The 15,511-nt window shown below is 64.5% G+C and carries 13 protein-coding genes; all 13 read left to right on the plus strand.

Annotated elements, in window-relative coordinates; genetic code table 11:
• The first annotated feature begins 2 nt into the window (after positions 1–2).
• The 13 genes from ald (at position 3) to guaA (ending at position 15,511) form a co-directional block, all read left to right on the plus strand.
• Positions 3–1,118 carry an alanine dehydrogenase gene (gene ald, locus HKW67_RS05225; protein WP_171224383.1) on the plus strand — a complete coding sequence of 372 codons (1,116 nt, stop codon included), beginning with the start codon at positions 3–5 and terminating at the stop codon, positions 1,116–1,118.
• Positions 1,119–1,317: 199 nt separating this feature from the next.
• The gene (locus HKW67_RS05230; RefSeq protein WP_171224384.1) at positions 1,318–2,355 is read left to right on the plus strand and encodes a rod shape-determining protein; all 1,038 of its coding nucleotides are present in this window, start codon (positions 1,318–1,320) and stop codon (positions 2,353–2,355) included.
• Between the two features lie 7 nt (positions 2,356–2,362).
• Positions 2,363–3,508, plus strand: coding sequence for a rod shape-determining protein MreC (gene mreC / locus HKW67_RS05235; RefSeq protein WP_171224385.1), 1,146 nt, complete (start codon positions 2,363–2,365; stop codon positions 3,506–3,508).
• A gap of 40 nt (positions 3,509–3,548) precedes the next feature.
• Entirely contained in the window at positions 3,549–4,061 is a 513-nt protein-coding gene (gene mreD, locus HKW67_RS05240; RefSeq protein ID WP_171224386.1) for a rod shape-determining protein MreD, read from the plus strand.
• A 4-nt stretch (positions 4,062–4,065) separates the two neighbouring features.
• A complete protein-coding gene (mrdA, locus tag HKW67_RS05245; RefSeq protein ID WP_171224387.1) occupies positions 4,066–5,826 on the plus strand; it encodes a penicillin-binding protein 2 in 1,761 nt (586 codons plus the stop codon).
• A gap of 12 nt (positions 5,827–5,838) precedes the next feature.
• Positions 5,839–7,104: a rod shape-determining protein RodA gene (gene rodA / locus HKW67_RS05250; protein ID WP_171224388.1), complete on the plus strand. Its 1,266-nt coding sequence runs from the start codon at positions 5,839–5,841 to the stop codon at positions 7,102–7,104.
• A gap of 73 nt (positions 7,105–7,177) precedes the next feature.
• On the plus strand, positions 7,178–8,044 hold the full coding sequence (gene accD / locus HKW67_RS05255; RefSeq protein WP_171224389.1) for an acetyl-CoA carboxylase, carboxyltransferase subunit beta: 867 nt from the start codon (positions 7,178–7,180) through the stop codon (positions 8,042–8,044).
• 50 nt (positions 8,045–8,094) lie between these two features.
• Positions 8,095–9,378 (plus strand): bifunctional folylpolyglutamate synthase/dihydrofolate synthase, encoded by a 1,284-nt coding sequence (locus tag HKW67_RS05260; RefSeq protein ID WP_171224390.1) that lies wholly within the window; start codon positions 8,095–8,097, stop codon positions 9,376–9,378.
• 9 nt (positions 9,379–9,387) lie between these two features.
• A complete protein-coding gene (hisS, locus tag HKW67_RS05265) occupies positions 9,388–10,704 on the plus strand; it encodes a histidine--tRNA ligase (RefSeq protein ID WP_171224391.1) in 1,317 nt (438 codons plus the stop codon).
• Complete coding sequence (proS, locus tag HKW67_RS05270) at positions 10,697–12,166, plus strand: proline--tRNA ligase (RefSeq protein ID WP_171224392.1); 1,470 nt, start codon at positions 10,697–10,699, stop codon at positions 12,164–12,166. Before hisS ends, proS begins: the two co-directional genes overlap by 8 nt.
• Before the next feature lie 8 nt (positions 12,167–12,174).
• Positions 12,175–13,458 carry a diaminopimelate decarboxylase gene (gene lysA / locus HKW67_RS05275; RefSeq protein WP_171227555.1) on the plus strand — a complete coding sequence of 428 codons (1,284 nt, stop codon included), beginning with the start codon at positions 12,175–12,177 and terminating at the stop codon, positions 13,456–13,458.
• Positions 13,458–13,970, plus strand: coding sequence for a metallophosphoesterase family protein (locus HKW67_RS05280; RefSeq protein ID WP_171224393.1), 513 nt, complete (start codon positions 13,458–13,460; stop codon positions 13,968–13,970). Before lysA ends, HKW67_RS05280 begins: the two co-directional genes overlap by 1 nt.
• Positions 13,970–15,511, plus strand: a complete 1,542-nt coding sequence (gene guaA / locus HKW67_RS05285; RefSeq protein ID WP_171224394.1) for a glutamine-hydrolyzing GMP synthase — start codon at positions 13,970–13,972, stop codon at positions 15,509–15,511. Before HKW67_RS05280 ends, guaA begins: the two co-directional genes overlap by 1 nt.

Here is a 15,511-nt window from a genome sequence, read left to right on the forward strand (position 1 = left end):
CTATGCGCATCGGTGTACCCAAAGAGATCAAGACCAATGAGAATCGGGTGGCCCTCGTCCCGGCCGGCGCTGAAGCGCTGACGGCGTCGGGCCATCAGGTATTCATCGAGAAGGGCGCTGGCATCGGCAGCGGCTTCGAGGACGACACGTACCGCGCCGTCGGCGCCGAGATCGTTCCCGACGCCGCGACGGCGTGGGGCAATGCGGAGCTGCTCTTGAAGGTGAAGGAGCCGATCGAGAAGGAGTGGGGATTCCTGCGCCGCGACCTGACCCTGTTCACGTACTTCCACTTCGCTGCCGACGAAACGCTCACGAAGGCGCACCTGGCCAGCGGTGCCACGTGCATCGCGTACGAGACCGTCGAACTGCCGAACCGCGATTTGCCGCTGCTGATCCCGATGTCTGAAGTGGCCGGCCGCATGGCGGTGCAGGAAGGCGCGAAGTATCTGGAGAAGCTGTACGGCGGCCGTGGCGTGCTGTTGGGCGGCGTGCCGGGAGTGGCGCCCGCTAAGGTCGTGATCCTGGGCGGCGGCATCGTGGGCGTGAACGCGGCCAAGATGGCGGCTGGGCTCGGTGCGAAGGTCGTAGTGCTCGACCTGTCGCTCGAGCGACTCCGCTACCTCTCCGACGTGATGCCCGCCAACGTGCAGCTCGTGCACTCGAACCGGCACAACATCCTCGAGCAGATCAGCACGTGTGATCTGGTCATCGGCGGCGTGCTGATCCCCGGAGCGAAGGCGCCGAAGCTGGTGCGTCGCGCGGATCTCTCCCGCATGCGTCCCGGCGCGGTGATTGTCGACGTCGCCGTTGACCAAGGCGGCTGTGTGGAAACCATCCACCCGACCACGCACGAGAACCCGACCTACACGGTGGATGGAATCATCCACTACGGGGTAGCGAACATGCCGGGCGCGGTGCCGCGCACCTCGACGTTGGCCCTCACGAACGCCACGCTGCCCTATACGCTGCTGCTGGCCAACAAGGGCTGGAAGAAGGCACTCCGCGAAAATGGTGCGCTCCTCAAGGGGCTCAACATGACCGACGGGAAGTTGACCTATCAGGGCGTTTCCGATGCCTTTGGCATGGACTTCACGGACCCGGCGACGTTCGTCGCGTAAGGCGACCCGTGGGACCAGCGGAGGCCACCGGGACGAGCGTCCGGTGGCCTCTCGTCGTTTCCATCCCGGATCGGGTAACGTGTGCTAGGTCACGCTGCCGCAACAGCTTGTAACTGCTCTGACCGACACGTACCTTACCGACCACTGCTGCCGCAGCATGCCCTTTCCCGGCGCCCCGCGCCGTCGAGCACATACCTGGATGTTCTGGCCCTTTAATAAGTCCAACTCGTTCTTCCCGGCGAATGCCATCGCAGTCGATCTCGGCACCGCCAACACCCTGATTTACGTGAAGGGCGAGGGGATCGTGCTGAACGAGCCCTCGGTCGTCGCGCTCGATCGCGAGACCAAGAAGCTCAAGGGCGTCGGTCTGGAAGCGAAGCGTATGCTTGGTCGCACGCCCGACGGCATCATGGCCGTCCGGCCGATGAAGGACGGCGTGATCGCCGACTTCGATGTGACCGAGAAGATGCTCCGGTACTTCCTCACGCTCGTGATCGACAAGCACGTCTTTAAGGTGAAGCCGCGTGTGATTGTGTGCGTGCCGTCCGGCATCACCGAAGTGGAGAAGCGCGCCGTGCGTGACTCGGCGCTCGGTGCGGGTGCGAAGGAAGTCTTCATGGTCACCGAACCGATGGCTGCGGCCATCGGTGTCGGTTTACCCGTGGAGTCGCCGACCGGCAACATGGTGATCGATATCGGCGGTGGCACGACGGAAATCGCCGTGATCGCGCTGTCCGGCATCGTGAGCGACACGTCGATTCGCACCGGTGGTGACGAGCTCGATATCAGCATCGTGCAGTTCATGCGCAAGAATTACAACCTGCTGATCGGTGAGCCCACCGCCGAGCAGATCAAGATTCAGATCGGCTCGGCGTATCCCGTCGGCGATGAGCGCGAGATGGAAGTGAAGGGTCGCGATCTCGTGTCGGGTATTCCCAAAACCGTGCGCGTGCACTCCAGCGAAATCCGCGAGGCGATTCAGGAGCCGATTCAACAGATCGTCGACGCCGTGCGTCGCGCGCTCGAGATCACGCCGCCCGAACTGGCGTCGGATATCGTCGATCGCGGCATCGTGATGACGGGTGGTGGTGCCCTGATCCGCGGACTCGACGTGCTGCTCAGCCAGGAAACAGGATTGCCGATTCACGTCGACGAAGATCCGCTGACGTGTGTGGTACGCGGTACCGGCAAGATCCTCGATGACGAGGAGAAGTACTGGTCCGTCCTCACGACCTGATCGCGCGGTGGCCCGAAGCGTCCGATCCGATGGGCGACTCGACACCGGCTTCGCGCTGGTGTGTGTCGTGTTGGCTGTCTTTGCTTTGATCCTTCCGCGACGCACGCGCGAAGGATTCGCTGCCACGTTACGCACGACGGTGTTGTCGCCGCTCGTTGCGCTGGAAGGACGCGCTTCATCGGTACGCGCGGCGATCGTCGCGCGCAACGATGTGCTGGTCACGCGTGGCCAAGTGGCCACGCAGGCGTTGCAGGTGAAGGCGGTCGCCGACGAGAATCTCACGCTGCGCAAGTTGCTCGGTCTGTCGGCACGACTGCAGGATGGATTCGTGCCGGCCGAGTTGCTTCCGCCGCGCGGCGCCGGCGATGAATTCACCATCGCGTTGGCGACCGGCTCCGATGCCGGTGTGCAGCCGTTCCTTCCCGTCGTGACGGCGGATGGACTCGTCGGCATGGTGCAGAGTGTGGACCGCGCGACGAGTTTCGCTATCACGTGGGCGCACCCCGATTTTCGTGTGAGCGCGATGAGCGTGGATGAAGGTGCGTTCGGTATCGTGCAGCCGCATCTCGGTGCCGGTGCCGAGCGCTGGCTGCTTGAGATGCGTGGCGTACCGTTTCGCGCCAAGCTCGAGCCGGGCACACTCATCGTAAGCTCGGGATTGGGCGCGACGTATCCGCGCGGCATCCCCGTCGGCACGGTACTCGGCGAGCTCTCAACGCCAGAGAAGTGGGCACGCACCTATCTCGTGAAGCCGTCGGTGCTGCCGGAAGCGATCGGTCCGGTGCTCGTCCTGCTGTCGTCGAGGGCACAACGCGGTGTGAACGGCGTGTGGACCACCGTGAACGCGGCCGACAGTGCGGCACGCGCGGTGGCGGCCGCTGGTGACTCGCTGGCCAGAGCGGCGGCGCTCGACGAACTGGCGGCGCGGCGCGCCGCACTCGACGCGGCCGCCGACACGCTCACTGATTCGACGCTGGCCTTTGTGGCGGGCACTCGCGGCACGGCGGCGGACAGCGCGCGTGCGGACAGCGTGCGCATGCGCGTGCGTTCGGACAGCCTTGCTCGAGCGCGCGCGCGACCAGACACCACCAAGCCCCGAGTCGTGGTGCCGCCGCCGGCGCCGCGTGCGGGCCCGCCACCGGACGCGCGGTAATGGCGCAGACGACGATAGTGCCGTCCTGCTGGAGCATCGCATGAATCGTCCGCAACAGCAGACGCCGGGCGTCGGCAGTGCACTGCGCGCATGGCTTGGCTTTGCGCTACTGCTCACGGCGCATTTCGCCGTGCGTCCGTTGTTCAGCGGCCGCGCCAACGTGGACTTCATCGTCATCGCGATTCTGTTTTCGGCGGTGCGTATGCGGCCGGGGCTCGCCGCGCTCACGGGCTTTCTCACCGGCCTGGCGGTTGACGCGCTTTCGCCTGGATCGTTCGGCGCGTCGGCGCTCGTCCTTACGCTCGTGGCGTTCGGCGCGTCGTGGCTCAAGGCGGTGTTCTTCGCCGATCATGTGGCGCTCACCGGACTGTTCGTCTTTGCCGGCAAGTGGCTCTTCGATGTGGCGATGACCTTGCTGACCGGCGGGGCCTCCGGTGCGTCGCTCGTGGTGACGCTGTTGCTCTGGTCGCCGCTCTCGGCCGCGTTGACGGCGCTCCTGGCGGTGTTGTTGCTCACGGTGTTTCGCCCGCTGTATCGACCGCTTACCAACTGACGTCGTGAGCTACCATCCGAACGCGATTCTTCGCCGCGCGCGACTCGCGCGCGTGTTGCTGTTCGCGTCGTTCGTGGCGCTCGGCGGCGCGTTCTTTCGCGCGCAGGTGCTGCAGAACGCGGAGTACGTGTTGCAGTCGGAGAACAACCGGTTGCGCGAGGTGCCATTGCCCGGCGCCCGCGGCACCATCTACGATCGGCACGGTGAGGTAATCGCCGAGAATCTTCCGGGGTACTCGGTGTCGATCCTGAGTCCGACGGAAGATTCGCTGCGGTCGGCGCTCACCACGCTGTCGAAGGTGATCCAGATCGACTCGGCGCAGCAGGAGTTGGCGGTGCGGCGATTCCGTCGGGCACGTACGCGACCGGCGGTGATCTTCAACGACGCGTCGTTCCAGGTGGTGTCGGTGCTCGAGGAGCGTCGCGTGGAGTTTCCCGGGCTGATCATTCAGAGCTCGCCCAAGCGGTACTATCCGGACGGCGCCGCCATGGCGGCGCTGATCGGCTACACCGGTGAAATCGCGGAAGACGATCTCTCGAAACCGAAATACGAGAGCTACAAGGCCGGCCAGCAAGTCGGAAAGACGGGCCTCGAGTTACAGTACGAGGCGCAGTTGCGTGGCAAAGAAGGCCGCCGGTTCGTGGAAGTCGATGCGCGCAATCGCGTGGTGCGAGATGCCGGCGTTCGACCGGAGGAACAGCCGGAAGCGCCGCCGGCATTGCGCACGAATATTGATCTCGATCTTCAGCGATTCGCGCACGAATACTTCGGTGATTCGCTGCGCGGCGCGGTGGTGGCGCTCGACCCCAAAACGGGCGGTGTGCTCTCGCTGTACAGCGCGCCGAGCTACGACATCAACAAGTTCATCGGTGGCGTGTCGAGCAGCTTCTACGAAAGCCTTCGGGTCGACCCGCACCGGCCGCTCGTGAACCGCGCGCTCTCGGGTACGTACGCGCCGGCATCGACGTGGAAGCTCGCCACGGCGATCATTGGTATGGAGCTGGGGTTGGTGACCATGGAAACCCGCATGCAGACGCCGTGCACGGGCGGCTACTACTATGGTCGTGTGTTCAAGTGCTGGGATAAGCGTGGTCATGGTGATGTCACGCTCGCGCAAGCGATCGCGAAGTCGTGCGACGTGTACTTCTATCAGCTCGGACTGAAGATTGGGCTCACACGTTTGTTGGCGGGTGGCGTGTCGCTGGGGTTCCGCGACAGCACCGGCGTCGACCTCCCCAACGAGCGCACGCCGCGTTGGCCCGAATCGACCGCGTACTTCGATAAGCGGTACGGCGCACGCGGTTGGAATCGCTCTGTCGTGTTGAGTCTGGCGATCGGCCAGGCGGACAACGCGCAAACCCCGCTCAGTATGGCGCGCTTCTATTCCGCGATGGCTACTGACGGGATGGCCCCAACGCCCCAAGTCGTCATGCGCGACCCGGAACGCAAGCAGATTCTCAATCTCGACAAGGCGCAGCTGGCGAGCATTCAACTCGCGCTGGCCGACGTCGTCTCGCGCGGCACGGCCGCCGGTGCGCAAATCCAAGGGCTCACGATCGCCGGCAAGACCGGCACCGCGCAGGTGAACGGCCAGCTCGACAATGCGTGGTTCGTCGGATACGCGCCGGCCAACGATCCGAAGATCGTCGTGGCGATCATCATCGAGGAGGGACTTCACGGGTCCACCGCCGCTCGCGCGGCAACCAAGATGATGGAGCGCTATCTCAAGACGCGGTTGACGATGACCGCCATCGTCAACGACTGAGGCAGCGAGACCATGGCCGGTATTTCCGTCTTGCGTCGACAAAGCATCGACGTGCCGCTGTTGGTGATCGCGTTGCTGCTCACCGGCTTTGGCATCGCGATGGTGTTCTCGGCGGGGCAGATCGACAGCCCGACACCAATTATCGAGAATGCGTGGAAGCGGCAGCTCGGCTGGTTTGGGGCGGCGCTCATGGCCACATGGATCATCTCGCGTGGCTCGGTGCGGTTGATCGAATGGAGCGCCTGGCCGCTGTACGCCCTGAGCTGCACGCTGCTGCTGCTCGTGCTGTTTGTGGGCACTGGCGCCGGTACGGCGGCGAGCGTGAAGGGCTGGCTGAGTATCGGCGGCGTGCGCATCGGTCAGCCGGCCGAGTTGGCAAAGCTGGCCACGACCCTGATGCTGGCGCGCGTGCTCGCGGCGCAGCGTGAATCGATACGGTCGCTGATGGATTTGTGGCGCCCGCTGCTCGTTGTCGGTGTGCCGTGGTTGTTGGTCATGGCGCAGCCCGACCTCGGCACCGGCATCGTCTTCATTGGTATCTGCTTTGCGATGCTGTTCTGGGCCGGGGTCCCGTGGCCGTTGCTGCTGCTGTTGGCGAGCCCCGGTATCAGTCTCGTGCTCGCGTTCAGCACGGGTATCTGGGGCGCATGGTTTCTGATCCTGGTCGCGCTCGTGCTGTGGTACCGCCCATATCTCCTCGAAGGCGTCGTCATCGTGTTGATGAACGTCATCATGGGTGGCGTCGCGCCGATTCTCTGGGACAAGCTCAAGCCGTATCAGCAGAAGCGATTGTTGGTGTTCCTCGATCCGAATGTCGATCCACAGGCCTCCGGCTATCACGTCACGCAGAGCAAGGTGGCGATCGGCTCGGGTGGACTCTTCGGCAAGGGCTTCACGCTCGGCAGTCAGAAACGGCTCAAGTTCCTGCCGGAGCGGCACACCGACTTCATTTTCTCTGTGGTTGGTGAGGAGCTCGGGTTCATCGGCGTCAGTATTGCGCTGTCGCTGTTCCTCGCGCTTTTCCTGCGGACGACCCGTGTGGCCTCGCGGGCCAACGACGCCTTTCCGAGCCTCGTCGCCTTCGGATTGGTCTCGGCGTGGTTCGTGCACGTCATGGTCAACGTGGGCATGACGCTCAACCTCATGCCCGTTACCGGTATCCCGCTGCCGTTCTTCAGCTACGGCGGTTCGTTCCTGCTGGTCAGTTGGACGGCGGTCGCCGTGCTCCTCCGAATCTCCGCGGAAGGGCGTGGTCAGCCCGACGCGATCGGTCTCTGAGCGATCAGGACACCGATCTCGGCTGTGCGCAAGGTCTAGCCTTCGGGGGCCAGACCGCCAACATTAGGAGTCTATGGCCTGGTTCCGGAAGGATAAAAAGCCCCGACAGCCGCGACGTGAGCGCCTCGAGATTCCCCCCGACACGTGGGAGAAGTGCGAGGCCTGCGGGCATACGGATATCCGCGACAAGTTCTTGCGGAATCTGAATGTCTGCCCCGAGTGCGATTTCCATCGCCGTGTGCGGGCGTGGGATTACGCCGCGATGCTGCTCGACGAAGGCTCGACCGTTGAAGTGGGAAGTGAACTGCGTTCCGTCGATCCGCTCGGCTTTCCCGACTATCCTGCCCGCCTCAAGCGCGCCCTTACGAACGCTGGTGACAGCGACGCGATTCTCACTGTGACGGGGCTCCTCGAGGGGCTCCCCGTGGGCATCGGGATCATGGACTTCGCGTTCATGGGTGGCTCGATGGGCTCCGTCGTCGGCGAGAAGATCGCGCGACTCGGGCAGCGGTCGCTCGAGAAGAAGCATCCGCTCGTCATCGTCTGCGCCTCCGGCGGCGCGCGCATGCAGGAGGGTATTCTCTCCCTCATGCAGATGGCGAAGACGTCAGCCGTGCTGTCTCAGCTGGCCGAACGTCGCATTCCGTACATTTCCGTGTTGACCAACCCGACCACGGGTGGCGTCAGCGCCAGTTTCGCGATGCTGGGTGATGCGATCCTAGCCGAGCCGGGTGCCGTCATCGGTTTCGCGGGGCCGCGCGTCATCAAGCAGACGCTTGGGCAGGACCTCCCCGAAGGATTTCAGACGGCGGAGTTTCTCCTCGAGAAGGGCATGGTCGATCAGGTCGTGCACCGGAAGGAGTTGCGGGATACACTTTCGCGGCTCATGAGGCATATGACCGGACGTCCCGCGTCGGCGGGGCACGCGCAGGAAAGCTGACCTCGAACCCACTGGCCCCGCCGCCGCCTTCGGCGGCTGAGCGGGCCTCGATGGCCGATTCGGCATATCACGACGCGCTCCGCCGGCTGTTCTCGCGCACTGGCGGTGCGTGGCGTCTCGGTCTCGAGCGCGTTTCGGAACTGCTCGGGTTACTCGGCGATCCGCAGCGATCGTACCCCGTGTTTCATGTGGCGGGCACGAACGGGAAGGGGAGTACCGTCGCGACGCTCGACGCGATGCTCCGCGGTTCGGGCCTTCGCGTCGGTCGGTACACCTCGCCGCACTTGGTGGATTTCGCCGAGCGCGTGGTCGTTGACGGCGCGCCGATGCCACATGAGGCCATTACCACGTGGCTGGGCCGGTGGGAGCCCGAGATGACGCGCCTTGGCGCCACCTTCTTCGAGGCGACGACCGCTATGGCCCTCGACTGGTTTGCGACCCAGCAGGTCGATGTGGCCATCGTGGAAGTCGGGCTTGGTGGCCGCCTCGATGCCACGAACACGGTGGATCCGCTCGCGGCGGCGGTCACGCAGATCGGATTCGACCATCTCGAGTTTCTTGGCGATACGCTGGAGTCGATCGCGGGAGAGAAGGCCGGCATCTACAAGCGCGGCGCGGCCGCCGTGGTCGGCGAGACGCAGCCGGAGATTCGGGCGCTCCTGGCGGCTCGCGCGGAATCCGTGGGGGCGGATCCGGTGCTGGTAACCGGTCGCGACTGGCAGGTGCGCGATATCTCGGTCGGTGGCGCCGGCACTTCCTTCACGCTGGTCACGGCAGACGGTGAGCGACGCTTGACGACTCCCCTGATCGGCGAGTTTCAAGCGCACAACGCGGGTGTGGCGTTGGCGATGTTGCGAGGCGCCGGCGGGCGATGGCTCGAGATCGAGCGGAATGCCGAGGCGTTGCTGCCCGAGGTGCGGCTGTCGGGACGCTTTCATCGCGCCGGTCCGTGGCTGTTCGATGTGGCGCACAACGCCGACGGCGCCGCCACGGTGGCGGCCAATCTGCTCGAGGTCGGTGCACCGCTGCCCGTAAGCGCCGTCGTGTGCGTGCTGCGCGACAAGGACTGGGCAGGAATTCTCCGAGCGGTGGCGCGGGTGGCCACGCACATCGTGGTGACGATGGCGCCCACGGCCCCAGTGGCGCGTGCCTGGAATCTGGACGAGGTCATGGCATGGGCTGAGGCCGAAGGGCTGCCAGTCCAGCGTGTCGACGATTTCGCGCTGGCGCTCGACCGCGCACGTGAACATGCCGCCACCGTGCTCGTGACGGGATCATTTCACACGGTCGGCGATGCCATGGAGCGGTTGCAGGTCGATCCGCTCGCTCGGTAACTTTCAAGGATGCCTCCAAAGCTCCTCCCGGGTTTCCGAGATTTCTATCCCGAGCAGTTCGCCGAGCGAGCCCACATCTTCGAGACCTGGCGCCGCATCGTGCGGCGCTATGCGTTTCAGGAGTATGATGGGCCGCCACTCGAGCCGCTCGAGCTCTATACGCAGAAGAGCGGCGATGAGATCGTCGGTCAGCTGTTCGACTTCGTCGATAAAGGTGGACGTGCGGTCGCCATGCGTCCGGAGATGACACCGACATTCGCCCGCATGGTCGGCGCGCGCGCGCAAACGCTGCGCAAGCCGGTCCGCTGGTTCTCGATGCCGCAGCTGTTTCGCTATGAACGGACGCAGAAAGGACGGCTGCGCGAACACTTTCAGCTGAACGTCGACATCGTCGGTGAAGCCGACGTCCTCGCCGATGCCGAACTGCTGTCGGTGGCGGTGGAGATCATGGCGGCGTTCGGGTTGACGGCCAGCGACGTGCGGGCGCGCGTGAGCGATCGCCGATTGCTGAACGGACTGCTCGCACACCTCGCCATCGACGAGCCCACCTGGCCGGCGGTGTACGCCGTGCTCGACAAGCTTGAACGTCAGCCGCAGGAGATCTCGGCCGAGAAGCTGGCGGCCGCCGGATTACCGCCGGCGACCGTCGAGGTGATTCTGGGATTCGCGACACTCGACTTCGCCACGTTGCAATCGCGGTATGGTCAGGCACCCGAGGTTGCACCGCATGTGGAGCGATTCGCCCAGTACGTCTCGCACTGCGACGCGTTGGGCATCGCCGACTGGCTGCGCTTTGACCTCACGATCGTGCGCGGGCTCGCGTACTACACCGGCATCGTGTTCGAACTCTTCGACAACATCGGCGAGTTCCGGGCGATCTGCGGCGGCGGACGGTACGACAACCTGCTCAAGTCGCTCGGCGGCACCGATCTGCCCGCGCTCGGATTCGGCATGGGCGACGTCGTGCTCGGCGAGCTGCTGAAAGCGCGCGGATTGATGAAGGCGCCGGCACCGTCGGTCGCGCTCTGGATCGCGCAGGCGCCGGACAGTGCGTCGTATCCCACCGCGATGTTACAGACGGCGGCGCGACTGCGGGCCGATGGTCATGCGGTGGAGTTTGCGTTGCGCGATCAGCGCGTGGAAAAGCAGTTGGAAGCGGCCCGGAAAGCCGGAAGTCTCGCCACGATCGTGGTGGATACGACCGACGCCGCGCCGAGTTACCGCGCCCGCGCGGCCGGCGCACAGGAAGCTATCGTGCAGACCCTTGATGCCCTGAGCACGTGGGCATCGTCGACGTTGAATCGAACGGATACCAGCCATGAGTGACGACAAGAAGCTGACCACACGCGCCGACAACTTCAGCGAGTGGTACAACGAGTTGGTCCTGCGTTCGGAACTCGCCGACTACTCGCCGGTGCGCGGGTGCATGGTCATCCGGCCGCACGGCTACGGCATCTGGGAGCGCATGCAGCGCGCGCTCGACGACATGTTCAAGGCGACGGGTCACGTGAACGCCTACTTCCCGCTGTTCATTCCGGAGAGCTTCCTCTCGAAGGAAGCGGAGCACGTGGAAGGCTTCGCGCCGGAATGCGCGGTGGTCACGATGGGGGGTGGCAAAGTGCTCGAGGAACGTCTCGTCGTGCGCCCCACGTCGGAGACGATCATCTACTCGATGTTCGCGAAGTGGGTACAGAGCTATCGCGACCTGCCGTTGTTGTACAATCAGTGGGCCAACGTCGTGCGTTGGGAGATGCGTACGCGGCTGTTCCTGCGCACGATGGAATTCCTCTGGCAGGAAGGCCATACGGCGCACGCCACGCATGACGAGGCCGAAGAAGAGACGCGCCGCATGCTGGGCGTCTACCGTGAGTTCATGGAAGGCTACATGGCCATGCCCGTGATCACCGGGCAGAAGACGAACTCCGAGAAGTTTGCCGGCGCGCTCCGCACGTACGCCTGTGAAGCGATGATGCAGGACAACAAGGCGCTGCAAGCCGGCACGTCGCACAACCTCGGGCAGAACTTCGCCAAGGCATTCGACCTCAGCTTCCAGAACGAACAGGGTGAGCAGGCGTTCGCGTGGAACACCAGCTGGGGCGTCTCCACGCGTATGATCGGCGGCCTCGTGATGACGCATGGTGATGACGCGGGCCTGCGGTTACCGCCGAAGCTCACGCCGATTCAGATGGTGATTGTGCCGATCTGGAAGACCGAAGAGGAGCGCGCGGCGACGGTGGAGATGGCGAAGCGTATCGCCGATGACCTGGGCAGCTTCAAGCGTCCCGATCACGAGCGGATTCGCGTGCATGTCGACGACCGCGTCGGCGTGAAGCCGGGTGCGAAGTACTATCACTGGGAGCTGCGCGGCATTCCGTTGCGCATGGAAATCGGACCGCGCGATCTGGCGTCGAATACCGGTATGCTGGCGCGTCGCGACACGCGTGAAAAGCGTCCGATCAGCTTCGATACCCTGCGCACCGAACTGCCGGTGGTGCTCGATTTGATTCAGGCCGACATGCTGGCGGCCGCCCGTGCGCGCGTGGAAGCGAATACGATCCGGGAGCGCATCAGCTACGACAAGTTCAAGGAAGTCATGGACGGCCCGGGCGCGTTTGTGTATGCCGGTTGGAACGGCGACCCCGCGGTGGAACAGCAGGTGAAGGAAGAGACGAAGGCGACGATCCGCGTGATTCCGGATCTGGAGTACCGCTCGCCGGAAGCGCCGACGACGTGTATGGTGACGGGTGAGCCTGCGAAGTATGAGGTCGTGTGGGCGCGCTCGTACTGAACGACGCGATGCCATCGTCTGGATCCGAACCGGCGTTTCCACGGCGGGGTGGTGTCCTGCACGCGGAGCAGGTGCCCATTCCGGCGATTGCGGCCGCGGTGGGCACGCCCACGTACGTGTACTCTGCGAATACCATCCGCGCACGCCTGCTGCGTCTCGAGCAGGCGTTCGCTAGCGTGCCGCATCGCATTCACTTCGCGATGAAGGCGAATTCGAACCTCGCCGTGCTGCGTTTGCTGCACGAGCTCGGCGCTGGTGTCGACATCGTCTCGGGCGGCGAGCTGTTCCGCGCCCGCGAAGCAGGCTTCATCGGCCGCGATGTAGTGTTCAGTGGCGTCGGGAAGACGGTGCGCGAGATCGAGCAGGCGCTCGAGGAACGTGTGCTGCTGATCAACGTCGAGTCCGAAGCGGAGCTCGTCACGATCGATGCCGTGGCGGGCCGCCAGGGCGTCGTGGCGCCCATCGCGATCCGGGTGAACCCCGAGGTGACGGTCGACACGCCGCACGCGTACATCAAGACCGGCGAGAAGGGACAGAAGTTCGGGATCCCGCGTGACGACGTGGCACGTCTCGTCGCGATGGTGCACGAACTGCCGCATGTCGCCCTGCGCGGCCTGGGCATGCACCTCGGCTCGCAGATCGGCAACGCCGACCCAATGCGCGACGCACTGCCTCGACTGCTCTCGGCCATCGCCTCCGCCCGCGCCGATGGACATGCCATTGCGTACATGGACGTCGGCGGCGGACTCGCCGTCCCGTATCACGCCGATGAGGGCGATGCCGACGTGGATGACTACGCGGAGATCGTACTCGCGGCCGCCCGGGAGACCGGGCTGACGCTGTTGCTCGAGCCGGGGCGGTTCCTGGTGGCGGAAGCGGGCGCGCTCATCACGGAAGTACTCTACCGGAAGCATGCCGCCGGCAAGGATTTCATCGTGACCGACGCCGGCATGAACGACCTCGTTCGGCCAGCGCTCTATCAGGCGTATCATCGCATCGACGCCGTGGAGTCAATCGAGGGTACGGTCGTGGCTGATGTCGTCGGACCGATCTGCGAATCGGGTGACTTCTACGCGAAGGACAGGCCGATGCCGGATGTGTCGGCCGGTGCCTTGCTCGCGGTGCAGACCGCCGGCGCCTACGGCTATACGATGTCGTCCAATTACAACTCCCGTCCGCGCCCCGCCGAAGTCATGGTGGATGGGGATCGCTTCGCCGTGATCACCGAGCGCGAACGCCTCGAAGATCTCGTACGCCACGAGCGTGCGCACCTCCAGTGGAGAACTGCCTGATGCGGATCGGCTTACTGTCGGATACCCATGACCGCGTGCCTGCCGTCCGCGAACTGCTCGAGCAGATGATCGCCGGTGGTGTGTCGATCGTGATGCACGCCGGCGACTACTGCTCGCCGTTCACGCTACAGCCATTCCACGACCTGTCGGTGCCGCTGCTCGGTGTGTTCGGACGCAACGACGGCGACCATGATGCGTTGCAAGCGGCGGCCAAGTCCGGTTTCGGTGCGACCGAGCTGTACGAATCGCCACACAGCTTCGACCTCGGCGGCAAGTCGGTGTTGCTCATTCACGATCTCGCCGACGTGCATCAGCGCTCGATCGATGGCCATGAAGTGGTCGTGCACGGCTTCACGCACATCCCCGAGATGAAGTCGCGCGGTGATTCACTGCTGGTGAATCCGGGCGAAGGGTGCGGCTGGCTGCACGGCGCGCCAACGGGTGCCATTCTCGATCTCGACACGAAAGCCGTCGAGTTTCTCAAGCTTACCGGTCCGGAGTGGAAGTTCTGATGAACAGCCGTATTCTCATCCTCGATTGCGGATCGCAATTCACGCAGCTGATCGCGCGCCGAGTACGCGAAGCTCGCGTCTACTCGGAGATCCATCCGCCGTCGAAGTCGCTCGAATGGATCCGGGCGTGGAAGCCGGATGGCATCATCCTGTCGGGTGGACCAAGTTCGGTGACGGACGCCGATGCCCCCACGATCTCCCGCGCACTGCTCGACATCGCACCCGTGCTCGGCGTGTGCTACGGCATGCAGCTGATCGCGCATCTGGAAGGTGGTGCCGTAGTCGGCGGCGGTCGGCGCGAGTACGGCCGCGCAGAGGTCACGATCGACGAGGCATCGGGGCTATTCAGTGGATTTGCGGCCGGCGAGCGTACGACCGTTTGGATGAGTCACGGCGACCATGTGGAACAGGTGCCGCCCGGCTACGTCGCGACGGCGCATAGCGGCCACACCCTGGCCGGCTTTCGTCACACCACGCGTCCGATCCACGCCGTGCAGTTTCACTCGGAGGTCGCGCATACGGTGCGCGGCGCCGAGATCATCCAGAATTTCCTCTTCGGCGTGTGCGGCTGCACGCCGGACTGGACGCCGGGCCACTTCATCGATTTGGAAGTTGCGAAGATCCGCGAACTGGTCGGCGACAAGCAGGTGATCTGCGGATTGTCCGGTGGCGTGGATTCCAGTGTCGCGGCGGCGCTGGTGCACAAGGCGATCGGCGATCAGCTCACCTGCATCTTCGTCGATACCGGACTCCTTCGCCTCCATGAGCGCGAGCAGGTGGAACGCACCATGCGCGCGCATCTGGGCATCAAGCTGATCACGGTGCGCGCGGAGGATCGTTTCCTGAACGGCCTCGCTGGTGAAGGTGATCCGGAAAAGAAGCGCAAGATCATCGGTCATACGTTCATCGATGTGTTCGAGGATGCGTCGGCGGAGGCGGGGCAGGGCGCCGAGTTTCTCGTGCAGGGCACGCTGTATCCCGACGTCATCGAGTCGGTGAGTGCGAAAGGCGGTCCGTCGGCGACCATCAAGACGCACCACAACGTGGGCGGCCTCAAGCCCGACATGAAGTTCCGGCTCATCGAGCCCCTCCGCGAGCTCTTCAAGGATGAAGTGCGAAACGTCGGACGCGAGCTCGGTCTGCCCGAGGAGATGGTCGGTCGTCATCCGTTCCCCGGACCGGGGCTCGCGATTCGCGTGCTTGGTGAAGTGACGCCGTACGCCGTCGATATTCTCCGACGCGCCGATGCGATCTATCTCGAAGAGATTCGCGCTGCGGGCCTTTATCAGGAGATCTGGCAGGCGTTCGCCGTCTTTCTTCCGGTGCGTTCGGTGGGCGTCATGGGCGATGGCCGCACGTACGAGCATGTGATCGCCTTGCGCGCCGTCACGAGCACCGACGGCATGACGGCCGACTGGTTCTCGTTCCCGCATGACGTGCTTGGACGTATCTCGAATCGTATCATCAACGAGGTCGATGGCGTCAACCGCGTGGTATACGACATCAGCTCGAAGCCACCCGCCACGATCGAGTGGGAGTAA

Origin of the sequence: Gemmatimonas groenlandica (assembly GCF_013004105.1) — a bacterium.
In the GTDB taxonomy this organism is placed as follows: Bacteria; Gemmatimonadota; Gemmatimonadetes; order Gemmatimonadales; family Gemmatimonadaceae; genus Gemmatimonas; species Gemmatimonas groenlandica.

Excerpts from the sequence above, each read along its gene's own strand:
- guaA (WP_171224394.1), top strand. The coding sequence starts at position 13,970 with ATGAACAGCCGTATTCTCATCCTCGATTGCGGATCGCAATTCACGCAG.
- mreD (WP_171224386.1), top strand. The coding sequence starts at position 3,549 with ATGAATCGTCCGCAACAGCAGACGCCGGGCGTCGGCAGTGCACTGCGC.
- HKW67_RS05280 (WP_171224393.1), top strand. The coding sequence starts at position 13,458 with ATGCGGATCGGCTTACTGTCGGATACCCATGACCGCGTGCCTGCCGTC.
- proS (WP_171224392.1), top strand. The coding sequence starts at position 10,697 with ATGAGTGACGACAAGAAGCTGACCACACGCGCCGACAACTTCAGCGAG.
- hisS (WP_171224391.1), top strand. The coding sequence starts at position 9,388 with ATGCCTCCAAAGCTCCTCCCGGGTTTCCGAGATTTCTATCCCGAGCAG.
- accD (WP_171224389.1), top strand. The coding sequence starts at position 7,178 with ATGGCCTGGTTCCGGAAGGATAAAAAGCCCCGACAGCCGCGACGTGAG.
- HKW67_RS05230 (WP_171224384.1), top strand. The coding sequence starts at position 1,318 with ATGTTCTGGCCCTTTAATAAGTCCAACTCGTTCTTCCCGGCGAATGCC.
- lysA (WP_171227555.1), top strand. The coding sequence starts at position 12,175 with ATGCCATCGTCTGGATCCGAACCGGCGTTTCCACGGCGGGGTGGTGTC.
- ald (WP_171224383.1), top strand. The coding sequence starts at position 3 with ATGCGCATCGGTGTACCCAAAGAGATCAAGACCAATGAGAATCGGGTG.
- rodA (WP_171224388.1), top strand. The coding sequence starts at position 5,839 with ATGGCCGGTATTTCCGTCTTGCGTCGACAAAGCATCGACGTGCCGCTG.
- HKW67_RS05260 (WP_171224390.1), top strand. The coding sequence starts at position 8,095 with ATGGCCGATTCGGCATATCACGACGCGCTCCGCCGGCTGTTCTCGCGC.